15 protein-coding genes and 2 tRNA genes are annotated in these 15,914 nt (G+C 32.2%); 16 read left to right on the forward strand and 1 reads right to left on the reverse strand.

Annotation, left to right across the window (positions count from 1 at the left end):
• Nucleotides 1-11 precede the first annotated feature (11 nt).
• Nucleotides 12-1,622, forward strand: coding sequence for an FAD-dependent oxidoreductase (locus tag ACWJJT_RS16760; RefSeq protein WP_462955518.1), 1,611 nt, complete (start codon nt 12-14; stop codon nt 1,620-1,622).
• 282 nt (nt 1,623-1,904) lie between these two features.
• Here the strand turns inward: ACWJJT_RS16760 and ACWJJT_RS16765 are convergent.
• A tRNA-Leu gene (locus tag ACWJJT_RS16765) sits at nt 1,905-1,991 on the reverse strand.
• A gap of 191 nt (nt 1,992-2,182) precedes the next feature.
• Between ACWJJT_RS16765 and polA the strand changes: the two genes are divergently transcribed.
• The 15 genes from polA to ACWJJT_RS16840 all read left to right on the forward strand — a co-directional run bounded on the left by polA (nt 2,183) and on the right by ACWJJT_RS16840 (nt 15,767).
• Complete coding sequence (gene polA, locus ACWJJT_RS16770; protein WP_462955519.1) at nt 2,183-4,798, forward strand: DNA polymerase I; 2,616 nt, start codon at nt 2,183-2,185, stop codon at nt 4,796-4,798.
• Nucleotides 4,799-5,410, forward strand: a complete 612-nt coding sequence (gene coaE / locus ACWJJT_RS16775; protein ID WP_462955520.1) for a dephospho-CoA kinase — start codon at nt 4,799-4,801, stop codon at nt 5,408-5,410.
• Nucleotides 5,410-5,970 carry a lytic transglycosylase domain-containing protein gene (locus ACWJJT_RS16780; protein ID WP_462955521.1) on the forward strand — a complete coding sequence of 187 codons (561 nt, stop codon included), beginning with the start codon at nt 5,410-5,412 and terminating at the stop codon, nt 5,968-5,970. The genes coaE and ACWJJT_RS16780 overlap by 1 nt, the downstream gene beginning before the upstream one ends.
• Before the next feature lie 119 nt (nt 5,971-6,089).
• Nucleotides 6,090-6,171: transfer RNA gene (locus tag ACWJJT_RS16785), tRNA-Leu, on the forward strand.
• A gap of 178 nt (nt 6,172-6,349) precedes the next feature.
• A complete protein-coding gene (locus ACWJJT_RS16790; RefSeq protein ID WP_258280648.1) occupies nt 6,350-6,472 on the forward strand; it encodes a hypothetical protein in 123 nt (40 codons plus the stop codon).
• Nucleotides 6,473-6,616: 144 nt separating this feature from the next.
• Nucleotides 6,617-7,135 (forward strand): hypothetical protein, encoded by a 519-nt coding sequence (locus tag ACWJJT_RS16795; protein WP_462955522.1) that lies wholly within the window; start codon nt 6,617-6,619, stop codon nt 7,133-7,135.
• Between the two features lie 193 nt (nt 7,136-7,328).
• Nucleotides 7,329-7,841, forward strand: a complete 513-nt coding sequence (locus tag ACWJJT_RS16800; protein WP_462955523.1) for a GNAT family N-acetyltransferase — start codon at nt 7,329-7,331, stop codon at nt 7,839-7,841.
• Nucleotides 7,842-7,981: 140 nt separating this feature from the next.
• Nucleotides 7,982-8,734: an SPOR domain-containing protein gene (locus ACWJJT_RS16805; RefSeq protein WP_462955524.1), complete on the forward strand. Its 753-nt coding sequence runs from the start codon at nt 7,982-7,984 to the stop codon at nt 8,732-8,734.
• 202 nt (nt 8,735-8,936) lie between these two features.
• Nucleotides 8,937-9,197 carry a DUF4321 domain-containing protein gene (locus tag ACWJJT_RS16810; protein WP_165412872.1) on the forward strand — a complete coding sequence of 87 codons (261 nt, stop codon included), beginning with the start codon at nt 8,937-8,939 and terminating at the stop codon, nt 9,195-9,197.
• Between the two features lie 10 nt (nt 9,198-9,207).
• Nucleotides 9,208-9,783 (forward strand): Maf-like protein, encoded by a 576-nt coding sequence (locus ACWJJT_RS16815; RefSeq protein ID WP_462955525.1) that lies wholly within the window; start codon nt 9,208-9,210, stop codon nt 9,781-9,783.
• 11 nt (nt 9,784-9,794) lie between these two features.
• Nucleotides 9,795-10,481: a RadC family protein gene (gene radC, locus ACWJJT_RS16820; RefSeq protein ID WP_462955526.1), complete on the forward strand. Its 687-nt coding sequence runs from the start codon at nt 9,795-9,797 to the stop codon at nt 10,479-10,481.
• A gap of 20 nt (nt 10,482-10,501) precedes the next feature.
• Nucleotides 10,502-11,509, forward strand: coding sequence for a rod shape-determining protein (locus tag ACWJJT_RS16825; protein WP_462955527.1), 1,008 nt, complete (start codon nt 10,502-10,504; stop codon nt 11,507-11,509).
• A 2-nt stretch (nt 11,510-11,511) separates the two neighbouring features.
• Nucleotides 11,512-12,363 carry a rod shape-determining protein MreC gene (mreC, locus tag ACWJJT_RS16830; protein ID WP_462955528.1) on the forward strand — a complete coding sequence of 284 codons (852 nt, stop codon included), beginning with the start codon at nt 11,512-11,514 and terminating at the stop codon, nt 12,361-12,363.
• Nucleotides 12,364-12,373: 10 nt separating this feature from the next.
• A complete protein-coding gene (mreD, locus tag ACWJJT_RS16835; RefSeq protein ID WP_220285969.1) occupies nt 12,374-12,865 on the forward strand; it encodes a rod shape-determining protein MreD in 492 nt (163 codons plus the stop codon).
• Nucleotides 12,866-12,905: 40 nt separating this feature from the next.
• Nucleotides 12,906-15,767 carry a penicillin-binding transpeptidase domain-containing protein gene (locus ACWJJT_RS16840; protein ID WP_462955529.1) on the forward strand — a complete coding sequence of 954 codons (2,862 nt, stop codon included), beginning with the start codon at nt 12,906-12,908 and terminating at the stop codon, nt 15,765-15,767.
• Nucleotides 15,768-15,914 lie beyond the last annotated feature (147 nt).

A 15,914-nucleotide genomic window follows, 5' to 3' on the forward strand; every position in this document is an offset into this window, starting at 1 on the left:
GAGGTATTTAAATGTATACAGCAGAAATGAGGGGGCTAATAAAGAAGGTAGAGGCCACCCGTTCCCAAAGATTGGGAGTCCAGTTTCCGAGAATGAGTCCCCAAGAAAAAGAAGATATATTAAAGGAAAATTATCCGGATTATAGAGATAATGAATTCAAAAATCTAAGTTTAGGGCCAAATAAAGGATCAAAGGTTCCCCTAGAGTTGGCGGATATTATTGAAGCTAAAAGTAGACTTCAAGATCTGGACATGGATTTAACTAAAGTAAACTATGACGTGGATGTGTTGATAATAGGTGGGGGAGGAGCTGGAGCATCGGCAGCCCTAGAGGCTCACAAAAAAGGCGCCAATGTATTGATTACCACAAAATTACGTTTCGGTGACGCTAATACCATGATGGCCGAAGGGGGGATCCAGGCTGCTGATAAGCCAGAAGATTCTCCTGCGAAACACTACATGGATGTAATGGGTGGCGGACACTTTACTAACAAAAAAGAACTTGTTAATGCCCTTGTAAAGGATGCTCCGGGAGCAATCAAATGGTTAAATGACCTTGGGGTAATGTTTGATAAAGAAGAGGATGGCACCATGGTTACTACCCACGGAGGTGGAACCTCGAGAAAGAGGATGCACGCCGCTGCCGACTATTCGGGAGCTGAGATCATGCGTGTGCTTAGGGATGAAGTGATTAACAAAGGGATTGAAGTGGTGGAATTTTCCCCTGCTGTGGAGATCCTATTAGACAAGGATGGTAAAGCTGCTGGAGCCATATTATTCAATCTTGAAACAGAGGAATATTTAATCGCAAGGGCTAAAACAGTTATTATAACCACGGGAGGGGCTGGAAGACTTCACTATCAGGGTTTTCCAACATCAAATCATTATGGTGCAACAGCGGATGGTCTTGTTTTGGGATACAGAGCCGGAGCAGAACTTATCTTCGCAGATGCTGTGCAATATCACCCTACTGGGGTAGCATACCCTCCCCAAATTTTTGGGGCACTTGTTACGGAGAAGGTCCGTAGTTTAGGGGCAACGCCTCTTAATATTCATGGTGAGCAATTTACTTATCATCTTGAAACAAGGGATGTAGAAACATCTGCAATCATCAGAGAATGTCATGTAAGAAATAATGGTATTGAGACACCTTTAGGGGTAAAGGGTGTATGGTTGGATACTCCTTTAATCGAAATAATCAATGGGGAAGGAACGATTGAGAAAAGACTTCCTGCCATGCTGAGGATGTATCAGAAATTTGGTATTGATATGAGAAAAGAGCCAATTCTCGTATATCCAACCCTTCATTACCAAAACGGAGGACTTTTAATTGATGAAAACGGTCAAACCAAGGTAGAAAACCTCTATGTGGCAGGAGAAGCTTCAGGAGGGATACACGGTAGAAACAGATTGATGGGTAATTCACTATTAGATATTATTGTTTTCGGACGTAGGACAGGGTTCCATGCAGGTGAAAAGTGCAAAGTGGTTAAATTAAAAGAACTGAGCCTTGACCATGTTAAAGAATACCACAAAAGCCTTGAGGGAAACGGTGTGAATACAGACAAGATTTCTCCTGTACTACTGCCCCATTATACCCATGGAAGAGAAAATGATAAATAATATTATTTAGTTTGATTTTTACTATGAATAAGAGTATTTATTTTAGTTATAATAGACATCCAAGGCAATAATCTTTATGAAACAAAAATAAAAAAATATCAGAAATAAAAACTGTATTGTAAAATTCCAATACGGTTTTTGTTTTCTTTGAAAAAACTTATTTTAAATATCGAAGACTTAAATATGGGAATAGAAAAGCTAATCCATGAATAAAAGTTTTGTGTCACCTTTTTGCAATTTTGGTCATAAAAAAAGACTATCAAGAAACTCTTGATAGTCTTTTGGTGCCGAAGGCGGGAATCGAACCCGCACGGTATTGCTACCTCTGGATTTTGAGTCCAGCGCGTCTGCCAGTTCCACCACTTCGGCATGCCTGACAAGAAGAATTTTAACATATATTTATAATTAATGCAACACTTATAGTATATTTTTATTAATAAATTTTGTATCTACCTTCATATTATTTAAATCATTGATGTTTTTATTGACGAAGTATATTATAATGTAGAACATAGCACAATATATAAAGTTATAAACATACTAGAAAGAAGGGATTTACAATGTCTAAGGAAAGACTATTAATTTTAGATGGCCATAGTCTTATGTATAGAGCTTTTTATGCATTACCAGCCCTAACAAATTCGGATGGCATATACACTAATGCAATTTATGGTTTTACAAATATGCTTTTAAAGATGAAGGAAGAGTTTGAGCCAGATTATATTGTTACAACATTTGATAGGAAGGCGCCTACTTTTCGTCATGAAGAATATAAAGATTATAAGGCAGGAAGAAAAAAAATGCCTGATGAGCTCCGCGATCAGTTTCCTCTAGTTAGGGAACTTTTAGAGAAAATGGCTATAGATATTTTTGAATTAGATGGCTTTGAAGCAGATGATTTAATAGGAACATTAGCTGTATTTGCAGAAAAACAAGGACTTGAAGTTTTTATAATAACAGGAGACCGAGATGCACTCCAGCTTGCCACAGATAATGTTAAAGTTGTTATAAACAAAAAGGGAATGTCACAAAAGGAAATATATGATAGAAATCGAATAATAGAAGAGTTTGGAGTAACTCCTACAGAATTTATAGATGTAAAAGGGCTAATGGGAGACGCTTCTGATAATATTCCAGGTGTACCAGGAATTGGTGAAAAAACTGCTTATAAGCTAATTAAAGAGTATAAGAGTATAGAAAATCTTCTTATGAATATTGATAAGATTAGTGGAAAAAAACTTGTAGAAAATTTAACTGCTTATAGTGAACAGGCTATTTTCAGTAAAAAATTAGCTACTATTACTACATGTGTGCCTATGGAAATGGAATTAAGCTCAATTAAATCAAAAGAAAAATATGATGTACGGGCTGTAAAAGATTTATTCTACAAATTACAATTTAAATCTTTAATAGGGAAAATACCGGATGATGAGGATTCAATCGAAGAAACATTTTCTGCAGATTTTACGGTAATAGATAAATTGTCGAAGCTTCTGGAAGTTATTAGTGAAATTAAAGAGACTATTTATATAACTTTCGATATTGCAGATTCTAATGTGTTTTCTAAAATTAGAGTAAATAACATATATTTTAATAATAAGGGAAAGAACTATTTGATTAGGGTTACTGATTTATTTAATGAGGATGAAGAAAAAACTATAAGTTATTTGAAAACTATACTTGAGAGTAATGATATTAAAAAGGTAAGTCACGGCGTAAAGAATGCTTACACTGCGCTTAATAAAAAAGGCATTAAGTTACAAGGAGTAAAATTTGATACAGAACTTGGGGCTTATTTGCTCGATTCAGCTAAAAAGGAGTATAGCCTGGAAACTCTTATAGATAAAATTCTAAGAATCTGTATTATAGGTGAGGGTCATGAAAGAGAGATTAATAAAGTAGCATTACTAAAAGAGCTTTATGAAATCTTAGAAAAGAAGATTGAAGAGTACAAAATGGAAGAACTGCTATATGAGGTGGAGCAACCATTAACAGAAGCTATATCATATATGGAGGCAGAAGGATTTACAATAGACAAGGCTAGATTAGCGGAACTTGGCATAAAATTCGCTCAAGATATAAAAGAAATGGAAAGCACTATTTTTGTTTTATCTGGAGAAGAATTTAATATTAAATCTCCAAAGCAACTAGGCAAGATATTATTTGAAAAATTAGATTTACCTGTTATAAAGAAAACAAAAACAGGATATTCAACTAATGCTGAGGTTTTAGAGGCACTAGCAGATAAGCATCCCATTATCACAGAAATTACAAGGTATAGACAGTTAACGAAGATTTTTTCTACTTATATTGAGGGGCTACAAGCAGTAATTGATACAGATTGTAGAGTACATTCAAACTTTACACAAACAGTTACAACAACAGGAAGACTATCAAGTACTGAACCTAATTTGCAAAATATCCCTATAAGACATGAAATGGGTAGAGCTATAAGAAAAGTATTCATACCACACAATGATCAGTGTGTTATTTTATCTGCGGATTATTCACAGATAGAGCTTAGAGTATTAGCTCATATAGCAGGGGATGAAAATTTAATTGAGGCTTTCATTAAACATTGTGATATTCATACTAAAACTGCTTCGGAGGTATTTAATGTACCGATAGGAGAAGTTACGGCGCTTATGAGAAGTAATGCAAAAGCTGTAAACTTCGGAATAGTATATGGTATTGGAGAATTTAGCTTAGCAAAAGACTTAAATATATCTAGAAAAGAAGCTAAAACATACATAGAAACATATTTTGAAAGATATCCAAATGTTAAAAAATACATGGAGGATATAGTGGTTGAAGCTGAGAAAAATAGTAGTGTTACTACAATAATGAATAGAAGAAGATTTATCTATGAAATAAATTCAACAAACAAAATTGTGAAGTCCTTTGGTAAAAGGCTTGCTATGAATACACCGATACAAGGAAGTGCAGCAGATATTATTAAACTTGCTATGATAAATGTATTTGATAAATTAAAGCAGGAGGGATTAAAGAGTACTTTAATTCTCCAAGTGCACGATGAATTAATATTAAACGTATATAAGGATGAGCTTAAGCAAGTTGAATATTTGGTTAAGGAACAGATGGAAAATGTAGTTAAACTCTCAGTTCCACTAGAAGTAGAAATAAGCATTGGAGAAACTTGGTATGAGGCAAAATAGTTGAAAACGCTAAGGGTTGGGATAACAGGTGGAATCGGTAGTGGAAAGAGCACAGTGACTAATATGCTAATAGAGAAGGGTCTTCCGGTTGTTGATGCAGACATTGTAGCTAGAGAGGTTTTTATAATATACCCTGAGATGATGAGCAGAATTAAAGGGGAATTCGGGTATGAGTTTTTTGACAGTGAAGGTAATCTTAATAGGAAAGAGTTTGGAAACTATATATTTAAGAGTGATGCTCGAAGAAAAAAACTTGAAAGTATAATGATGCCGTTTATAACAAAAGAAATACAAGACAGAATAAAAATGTACGAAGAAGGTAATTGGCAATTTTGCTTTTTAGATGCACCTACTTTAATAGAAAACAATTTTCATACTAGTATGGATATAACTATTTTAGTGTGGGTGAGTAGTGACATTCAAGTACAAAGGGTTATGAATCGAGATGCTTTAAAAATAGACGAAACATGGGATAGAATAAGAGCTCAAATGCCAATAGATGAAAAGAAAAAATTTGCGGATTTTGTTATTGATAATGGCGGGAGTATTGAAAATACAAAGTTACAACTAGAGTTGATTATTAGGAAGTTAGAAGGGTTAGGAGTGAAGTGATGAAATTTAAAAAAATTATAAAAATCTTAATCTTGATTTTTTTGGTTATTATAGTTATTAACATTAAAAGCATTTTTAAAAGTTTTTACCCAATAAAATATGGAAATCAAATAGTTAAGTATTCGCAAAGGTATAATGTGGATCCTTGTTTGGTTGCAGCTGTAATTAGGGCAGAAAGTAATTTTGATGGAAACGCTGTTTCTCCAAAAGGTGCCTATGGGCTTATGCAGATAATGCCTGATACTGCATTGTGGGTTGCAGAAAATATGAAATTAAAAGATTTTGATGTGGAAAAGTTATATGAAAGTGAAATTAATATTGCTATGGGATGTTGGTATATTAATAATTTAAACACTGAATTTAATGGGAATATAGACTTGGTGTTGGCAGCTTACAATGGTGGACGTGGAAATGTACAAAAATGGCTTAATAATAAAGAATATTCTAGCGATGGAAAAACATTAAATGTAATACCTTTCGGGGAAACAGATAAATATGTTAAAAAGGTAAAAACAAATTATAATATTTATTTGAAATTATATGGTGATGAAATCAAATAAAAACAGAAAAAACTATTGACAATTTATACTAGAATAATATATAATCAATCTTGTAGTTGCAAGTTTTAAAATACATATGACTATAAGATTTGATCCTTTATATTAAATAAACAATATTTGCGATAGTGGCGGAATGGCAGACGCGCACGTTTAAGGGACGTGTGGGAGACCATACGGGTTCAAGTCCCGTCTGTCGCACCAAAAATTTATATTACTTTAAAAAAGAGGTAGAATACCTCTTTTTTTTTACGGCTTTCATTCAGAAGTTGTTAATATTGCAGCACCGCGAGTGATGATTTAATTGGAAGGATAAAAATCTGTAAAAAGTGAATTTTTTAAAGAAATATGGAAAAACTAACATCTGAAAGAGGTGTTATTTATGAAAAACAAAAACAATAATTCTAATGAAAAACAGGAGAAGCCACTTAAAAATAAAGAAAATAATCCAGTTACTATAAATGGTGATAGTAATATGAGAAAGCCTGTAAGAGGATTAAAGTAGAGGCACTATAAAAAGTGAGTGCTATAAAGAGGGTGTAATTACATCTTCTTTATTTTTTTTTGCATATTGTCATAAAATTAGTATCAAAACATGGCCTCTAGCATAAATTGTTAATGTATTAAGTTATAAATAAGGAGGGCGGTTATGAAACTAGAGGACAGAAATATTGAAGATATAGACATGAAGGAAGAATATGAAATGGTTCCACTAGAACCTATGATGTATGGATATGGGCAAATGAATATGATGCCGAATGTGGGCATGAACTCAAATATGGGTATGAACCCAATGGGAATGCAAATGGGAGATATGCAGGATGTAAATCCAAATATGGGGATTAATTCGCTTATGGGAATGAACCAATTTAATGAAGACATGTTCATGAATGGGTCCAATCCAATGGGTATGACGTATGGAGATGTATATATGAAAGGTTTTGAGCAGGGGGATGAAGATTTAAGGCAATTAGATAATTATCAAGATAGATCCCCATTTGATAAACCTAATCCCCAATACAATGATGTTGAGTCTATTGTAAGAAGAATTGAGAGGTATAACCCTGCCATATTTAGGAGGTTAAATAGGTGCGGGATACCATATTTAGAAGCAAAAGAAATAGTTAGAAGAATCGTTAGAGTAACACTTATGTACAGAGATGAATAAAAAATAGTAATCATTTAACATAAAGAAAAACAAAATTCATTTAAAACCCTATAAAAACTTATAGGGTTATTTGATTTATAATGATTTTATAAAAAAATCATAGCAGTATTAATATAATTTTTTTTGAAGGGGATTTAAAAGTAACGTAGAATTTAATTATTAAAGAGGCATAAAATGTTAAAGAGGAGTAAATATGTTTAATATAGATCTTAAATTTGATGATGTTAGCATTATGAATGTAGAAAAAGAGGATATTTTAAAAATTAAAAATTGGACTAATAAAAAGCAAGCTTTTAATATAGAAGCAAGGTTAGATTATGATATTAAGGGATTTTATGAAAGATATTTAGAGTGTTATGTGAGTGAGGGGGAATACTTTCTTAAAGTGTTACGTGGTAGTGAACTTATAGGTATTATAAAAGGTAGAATAGAATTTAAAAATCCAAATGAAGTATGGATTATGTGTTATTTAATAGAAATTAGACTATATGATGCTGATATATCAAACACAATTATTAATGAGTTTTCAAAACATTTACGTGAAAATTATGGAATGTGTAATTTCTATACTTTTGTTTCATCTAATAATAATGCAATGGTGGAATTTTGGAAACGAAATAACTTTGAAGAAAGTAGGATAGCAAGCAATTTTTTAAAGATAAATAGCGAAGACAAGGATATAATAATTCTAAAAAAAACAATTTAATATATAAATATATTTTTTTAATTCTAAAATCAATTTTAAAATAATAGTATTTTAAATAAGGCATCTAAAAAAATAGACTACAAGTTACTAGTTATTTTTTTAAAGATGTTTAAAGATTTATTAAATTAGGGGATGATAAAGTGAGATATACTAGATATAATTATAAGACACCTAGGAAAAACAATAATTTCATGATTGTAATTACATTAACTTTGATAGCAGCCATTGCCTTGGGAACAATGTTGTCTAAGCTAATACCTAATAATAACGTAAAAACAGGTACAGGTGATAAAACTACTAAAATGGATATAGTAAAAGACAATAAAGTAAATAAAGGTAGTAAAGTGAACAAAGAGAGTGTAGATGTTTCTAAAGTTATTCCTCAAACTAATATTAAAGATTATGTAGCAATACAATGTGGCGTTTTTAGCGCGAAGGAAAATGCTTTAATTCTGAAAAAAAGTTTGATGGAGTTTAGTACACCATTTATTATTGAAGAAGATAAATTATATAAAGTTTTGGTTGGTGTTTATCCTAAAGATGGGATTGGTAATATTATTAAACAACTTGATCAAAAAAAAATATTGTATACTAAAATTAATTTTCAATTGAGTGGAAAGGATTCAACAAGTGCACAAACTAATGAAATGATAAGTGCTGATCTTAAAATATTAAATAAACTTTCAGAAAAGGATACTAAGTCAATTAAAACTGTAGAATTAAAAAAATGGATAGGTTCTTTAAAGGGTGCGGAAGAAAAAAGTAAAAATTATAGTACCATGACTGAAATGAAATCATATTTAACTGCAATGCCAGCGGAATTAAAAAAGGAAAAAACAGAGGATGGATATATCTACATTTATAAATTTATAAAGAAGATATTAAAGAAGTAGAATGATGTGGAGTTAAATAATTAAAAATACAAATAGATTATTTGAATCTATTTGTATTTTTTTTATCTAAATGCCAGTGGATGTTTTTGCATCTTAATAAATTACAATTATAAACTTTTTTTGAATAATAAATTTATACACTTGTGTATGAATTTATTAAATGTTAAAATGTATAGGATATAAGTAAAGTGGGGGGTACAATTTGAAAAGTGCAGAAGGAAGAAATCCGTATTTTATTTTTTTTATACTGATTGGAGCAATTTCTGGAAGTTTTATAGGTGAGCTATTAGGAGATAACGTAAGCGCACTCAAATTTTTAAAGAGTACATACACCATAGGAATGAATACTCCTATGCTTATAGATTTTAAAGTATTAGCAGTAACTTTCGGTATAAATTTTAATATTAATATAATGTCTATTATAGGCATTGTTTTGGCAATAATTTTATATAGAAAATATTAGGAGTGGTGTAGTGGATATTATTCTAGCTTCTGCATCTTTGCGTAGGTTGGAACTTTTAAAAAAAATAACTAGTAATTTTAAGGTAATAGTAAGTGACTTTGAGGAGAGTGACTTATTATTTTCTGGGAATTGTGGGGACTACGTTATGACTTTAGCAAAAGGAAAGGCTGTAGCTGTTTGTAGTAGCGTTAAAAAACCAGCTGTTATAATAGGGTGTGATACTATTGTTTATTTCAAAGGCAAAGTGCTTGGTAAACCTAAAAATAACAAGCAAGCTTTTCAAATGATTAGTGATTTAAGTGATAATACACATGAGGTATATACAGGAATTGCAGTAATAAACACCGAAACTCAAGAGATTAGTACTGAGTATGTTTGTACGGAAGTGAAATTTTCAAAATTATCTTCGATAGAAATAAACAATTACATAGAAAAGGGCGAGTCACTTGATAAGGCTGGAGCTTATGGAATACAAGGAGCAGCATCTCTATTTGTTGAAGAAATAAAGGGCTGTTACTATAGTGTGGTGGGGCTACCAGTAAATAAATTATATTTTATGTTAAGGGAGATGGGGGTCAATCTATAAAGGAGTTGTTTATGGGTATGACGTGCAAAATCATGGATTTGCCTCAAAATGAAAGACCAAGGGAGAAATTGTTAAGATACGGTGCTGAAGCTTTATCCAACAATGAGCTATTAGCTATAATACTTAGAATAGGATCAAAAAATGAAAATATTATAAGTCTTTGTGATAGGATAATTTCTGAGTGTGGCGGACTAAATGGACTTCTAAGTTCAAGTGCAGAAGAATTTATGAATTTAAAGGGTGTTGGAAATGCTAAAGCAACACAACTTTTAGCACTTACAGAAATTTCAAAAAGATTTAGAAGTTTTAAATCAGGAGAAGATTACAAAATTACTTCCCCAAAAGATGTTGCAGAATATCTTATGGAGGAAATGAGATATTTAAAAAAAGAATATCTTAAATTAGTTATGCTAAACACAAAGAATGTCATTATAAGTATAAAAGATATCTCAATTGGTAATTTAAACACTTCGATAGTTCATCCAAGAGAAGTTTTTTACGAAGCTATTAAAAAATGTAGTGCTTCTGTGGTTATTTGTCACAATCATCCGTCTGGAGATCCAACTCCTAGCAAGGAAGATGTAAACATCACTATAAGACTTCAAGAATGTGGTAAATTACTAGGAATAGAAGTGCTTGATCATATAATTATTGGGAATGGAACTTATACGAGCTTAAAAGAAAAAGGAATACTTTAGATACGAAGGGAGAAATTAAAATGGGAATGTTTGGAACGACTCGAGATATGGGAATAGATTTAGGAACAGCAAATACATTAATTTACTTGAAGGGGAAAGGAATTGTACTAAGAGAACCTTCTGTTGTAGCTATAAATGTAAATACTAATAAGGTATTAGCCGTTGGTGAAGAAGCAAAACAGATGATAGGTAGAACACCAGGTAACATTGTTGCCATTAGACCTATGCAGGATGGAGTAATTGCAGATTTTGAGATTACTGAAAAAATGCTTAGACACTTTATAAATAAAATTAGTTCAAAAGGTCTTACAAGTCCAAGAATTGTAGTCGGATTTCCGTCTGGTGTAACTGAGGTTGAAAAGAGAGCAATTGAGGAAGCAACTAAAAGAGCGGGTGCAAGAGAAGCATATTTAATGGAAGAACCGATGGCTGCAGCAATTGGAGCTGGACTTCCTGTAAATGAACCAACCGGAAGTATGATAGTGGATATTGGGGGCGGAACTACGGAAGTGGCAATAATTTCATTAGGTGGAATTGTAACAAGCAAGTCTCTAAGAGTGGCAGGGGACAAGTTAGATCAATCGATAATAGCCTTTGTTAAAAAACAGTACAGCCTTATGATAGGTGAGAGAACTGCGGAAAATATTAAAACGGAGCTTGGATCAGTATATGAGCTAGAAGATGATGATATGAGTATGGAAATAACAGGAAGAGATTTGATAACTGGATTACCAAAAGTGATCGAAGTAACGCAAAAGGAAGTAAGGGAAGCACTTAGTGAGCCAGTTCAAGCAATAATTGAGGCAATAATAACAACCCTTGAAAAAACCCCACCAGAGCTTGCGTCAGATATTATGGAAAAAGGAATTATGTTAACTGGAGGCGGCGCGTTACTAAAAGGAATAGATACACTTATAAATCACGAAACGCATATGCCTGTACACATAGCTGAAAATCCACTTGATTGTGTTGCCATAGGAGCAGGAAAAGCTCTCGTTAATATAGACGTCATGAGTAAAAGAAGATAAATATGGGATTTTTAAAAAATAAACTGGCAGTAGTTATTATAATACTGTCAGTTACATTTTTATCTTTAATAGGATATAGTGCAAATCGAGAAAAAATATCTTTCGTGGAGAATGGTGTGGGTGTAACGTTAAATTCAGTGCAGGGTATATTTTATGGTGGGTTTCATAAAATAAAGGGTTCTTTTAAATTTATAACAAACTTTTCAAATGTTAAAGCGCAAAATGAAAAACTTCTAAAAACTAATAGCGAGTTACAAGTTAAAGCATTAGAATATGATACCGCAATAAAAGAGAATGAAAGGTTAAGAGAAATGCTTAATTTTTCAAAGCAAACAGATGAATACAAATATGTAGGTGCTGAAATAAGAGGATTAAGTGGAATTAGTTTTTCAGATGGATTTATAATAAATAAAGGCACAAATAAAGGCATAAAAAAAAATATGATAGCCATGACTGGAGAAGGGCTTGTAGGTCAGGTTACATCTGTTGGTGATGATTGGGCTACCGTTCAATGTTTATCTAATGAAAATATTGCAGTGGCAGGTCTTGTTCAAAGCACAAGAGATAATAATGGTATGGTTAAAGGCTATAAAGATGAAAACAATAAATTACTAGCCGAAATACAGCATCTATCTGTAGATTCGACTATAAAAAAAGACGATATAATAGTAACATCTGGCCTGGGTCGCAGATATCCAACTGGAATTAGAATAGGAAAGGTGCTAAGTGTTCATGAGGATAAAGGTGAAGTAATGAAAAGTGCTATAATCGAGCCATATGTTGACTTTTCAAAAATTGAAGAAGTTTTTATTGTAGTACCAAAACATATAAAAGATGGTGAAATAATATATTAGGAGTTGTAGTATGAAGAGGATATTAACAGTAGTGTGGTTATGTATTCTATTCCTAATATTAGATAATACGTTGATGCCTTTACTCAAAATAAACGGTACATATCCAAGTTTAATATTTACTTTTGCACTGTGTTATTCGATTGTTAGTTCGCCAAAAGATGCAGTAATAATTGGAGTTTTTACTGGTGCACTGCAGGACATCTATTTCTTAAATGGATTTGGAATCAATATGTTAAGTAATATGCTAATGTGCGCTATAGCTGCAAACATAGGTAAAAATATATTTGTTGAAAAACCATTTTTGCCAATAGTTTCAACTTTTGTGTTAAGTTTAGTAAAAGGGTTAATAGTATTTTCTATATTGTTTTTGATAAAGCAATATACGCATATGGGGGTAGTATTATATCATGGAATATATAATCTAATAGTTTCTATTTTTATGTATAGATTCGTATATAAACTTTCACAAAAAGAATATATGAAGAAAGAGTGGAAATTTTGATGCAGTACATTTATATGATTTTTAAAAGGTTGGTGCAAAAGTGAGAAAGAAAAATAAAAATAACAATAAATTTTCTAGATTTAATGCTTTAATTGTAATTATGATATTGATTTTCTCAGCTATTATTTTCAAATTAGTGAATATACAGGTAATCAATGGCCGGGTGTATATGGAAACTGCAAATCAACAAAATCATAAGATAATATCTAAAGTAGCACCAAGAGGTGAGATAATTGATAGAAATGGTGCGAAACTCGCTACAAGCAAGCAAAGTTATATAGTGACATTTACTAAAACAAAAGAGAGTGAAGAAAATTTATTACCAACTATTGATAAGGTATTTAAAATTCTTGATGATAACAAGCAAACTCAGGTAGATGAGTTTGCACTTAAAGTAAAGACTAGTGAGGATAAAAAAGATGTAGAGTATAGTTTTGACTTTAAAACCTTAGATAAAACATCACAAGAGTGGACAGAACTTAGATTTAAAAAAGATAGAGGCTTTGATGAGGCAGCTATTAAAAAACTTTATAAGGGGAAAAAGAAAGATGATTTAACTGCTGATCAACTTAAAAAAGTTGATGAAGAGCTTTTAAAGGTTACGCCAGAAGAAGTGTTTAATCAACTAATAGTGGATTATAAGCTGGACAAAATTAAAGATTCTAAAAGCAAAGAAGAGCTCAGACGGTATATGGTAGTTAAGGACAATATAAAGATGCAGAGTCTTTCTGGATATAAGCCAGTAGCTATAGCTAACAATTTATCTAAGGACGTTGCATTTATTTTTGAACAAATGCAACCTGAAATTCCTGGTATTAGTGTTATGACTCAGCCCATTAGGGTCTATCCTAATAAGGATCTAGGTTCAGCTTTCCTAGGTTATATTTCTAAGATAAATCCTTGGGATTCATCTAAGTATGAAGAAAAAGGTTATGATATAAGTACGGACTCTATAGGTGCCTCAGGAATCGAATCAGCCTTTGAAGACGTTTTAAAGGGAACTAAGGGACAAGAAAGTATCACAGTTAATAAACAAGGACGTAAAGTTAATACTTTAGGTGAGATTGCAACTTATCCTGGGCAAACAGTGCAACTTAATATAGATAAAAATATGCAATATGCTGCAGAGAAATCTTTAGATGCAGTTATGACTAAACTACAAAAGGAAGGGAATAATTCATCCCAAAGTGTAAATACAACTAATGCAACCAGAAGTGCTGCTGTGGTAATTGAAGTTAAGACGGGAAAAATATTAGCTCTGGCAAGTAGACCTGGGTATGATCCTAATATGTTTGCAGAGGGGTTATCTAGTGATCAGTATGATGATTTGCTAGGCCCAGTTACAGAGAAAACGGGACTAGATTATATTAGAAGACGAGGACTTGTAAATATTAAAGGTATACTAAAGGATACAGACATGGCAAAATCTATAGAGGAAAGAGAGAAAATATTGCTTAATTATATGTTCCCAATAGACAAAAGTGTAAAAGGGAATACTACAATAAGGAAGGATAATAGTGATATTTTTCCAAAAGCGACTTTCAATTATGCAACAAAATCCTTAATTCCTCCTGGCTCTGTTTTTAAGCCGCTTACAGCTATTGCAGGGCTAGAGGAAGGCGTTATAGACGAGAATTATTCAGTGAAAGATGGTGGCGAAAATACTAAGGGCAATGGGGCATACAATCACCGGTACCCATCAGTTAATGCTGCCTGTTGGTTATTTAATGAGCAAGGTTATGGACATGGAATGGTAGATTTAAGAAAGGCTATGAGAGAGTCTTGTAATTATTACTTTTATGATGTAGCTGATAGACTTTATGCAAAGGCGGGAGAAAATAAAACTGGTTTAGACTTACTAGCAAAATATGCATGGAAATTTGGTCTTGGCATAGATCCGAAGAGTGATAAAACACCTGCTACAGGTATAGAGATACCAGAAAACTTTGGACAGGTATATAATTATGAATCCAGTAAAGAAATAGTAGCTAATATGCATAGAAGTAGTCTGGTAGAATCTCTACAAAGCGGGGCAAAGCCTCTCGATTTAGTTTCGCAAAGTGAAAGTGGAACCAAGAAAGAAATAGACGAAATTAAAAAATTAAATGAAAACAAAGTTAAGTTTCTTGCTTTAATTAAGACAGAAATGAAAAAAGAAAAGGATGGTTCCATTAATACAAGTACGGTAAAGAAATTCATTGAAAATTCTCCAGCATTAAAAAGTAACAATTACACAGATAAAAATATTAGTAATATGGCTCTCACTATAAATAATGAAATAAGTGCTTCTAATACTGAAATTAGGACTGCTTCCAATGCATACAATGCAGCTATAGGACAAGGGTTTAATGCGTTTACACCGCTGCAGTTAGCCAATTATGTCGCTACTATGGTAAATGGGGGGAATAGATACGAACTGCATTTGGTTGATAAATTTTTAGATCCAGAAGGAAATGTAATTAAAAAAAATGATCCTGTAGTTTTAGAAAAAACTGAAATAAGTGCTAAAACAACTGAGTTAATTAAAGAGGGGATGTTAGAAGTTACTACTGATCCTCAAGGTACAGCATATAACGCATTTAAAGGTTTTTCTATACCTAATGGAGGGAAAACAGGTTCGGCTACTTTTAATGATGTTACACAATCAGCTCTCGGAAGGACTTCCTATGGATATTATATAGGATTTGCTCCCTATGATAAACCTGAAATAGCTGTTTGCGCAGTGGTTTTTGATGGAGGTCATGGTGGCTGGGTTGCGCCAGTTGCAAAAGCAGTTTATGAGCAATATTTTAAAGCTGAATTACTTGAAAAAGATCCTAAATATAAATTTATGGTTGATCCAGATCATGAAACTAGTAATATAGATTTAGATCATGCTAAAACTGGAAATTCCCATGATTAGTAAAAAAAAATATAAATAAATTAGAACTTTAAATAAACTCTGACAAATTTGTTTGTTAGAGTTTATTTAATTGTAAAAGCATGGAGAAAAAATAAAAAAATATATTTATATTGAAATTAAGCAGGAATTTACTGTTAATATGTTGAA

The sequence above is a fragment of the Clostridium sp. CM041 genome, from assembly GCF_055081035.1.

Excerpts from the sequence above, each read along its gene's own strand:
- mreD (WP_220285969.1), top strand. The coding sequence starts at position 12,374 with ATGAAGAGGATATTAACAGTAGTGTGGTTATGTATTCTATTCCTAATA.
- ACWJJT_RS16795 (WP_462955522.1), top strand. The coding sequence starts at position 6,617 with ATGAAACTAGAGGACAGAAATATTGAAGATATAGACATGAAGGAAGAA.
- radC (WP_462955526.1), top strand. The coding sequence starts at position 9,795 with ATGGGTATGACGTGCAAAATCATGGATTTGCCTCAAAATGAAAGACCA.
- ACWJJT_RS16760 (WP_462955518.1), top strand. The coding sequence starts at position 12 with ATGTATACAGCAGAAATGAGGGGGCTAATAAAGAAGGTAGAGGCCACC.
- polA (WP_462955519.1), top strand. The coding sequence starts at position 2,183 with ATGTCTAAGGAAAGACTATTAATTTTAGATGGCCATAGTCTTATGTAT.
- mreC (WP_462955528.1), top strand. The coding sequence starts at position 11,512 with ATGGGATTTTTAAAAAATAAACTGGCAGTAGTTATTATAATACTGTCA.
- ACWJJT_RS16800 (WP_462955523.1), top strand. The coding sequence starts at position 7,329 with ATGTTTAATATAGATCTTAAATTTGATGATGTTAGCATTATGAATGTA.
- ACWJJT_RS16790 (WP_258280648.1), top strand. The coding sequence starts at position 6,350 with ATGAAAAACAAAAACAATAATTCTAATGAAAAACAGGAGAAGCCACTT.
- ACWJJT_RS16780 (WP_462955521.1), top strand. The coding sequence starts at position 5,410 with ATGAAATTTAAAAAAATTATAAAAATCTTAATCTTGATTTTTTTGGTT.
- ACWJJT_RS16825 (WP_462955527.1), top strand. The coding sequence starts at position 10,502 with ATGGGAATGTTTGGAACGACTCGAGATATGGGAATAGATTTAGGAACA.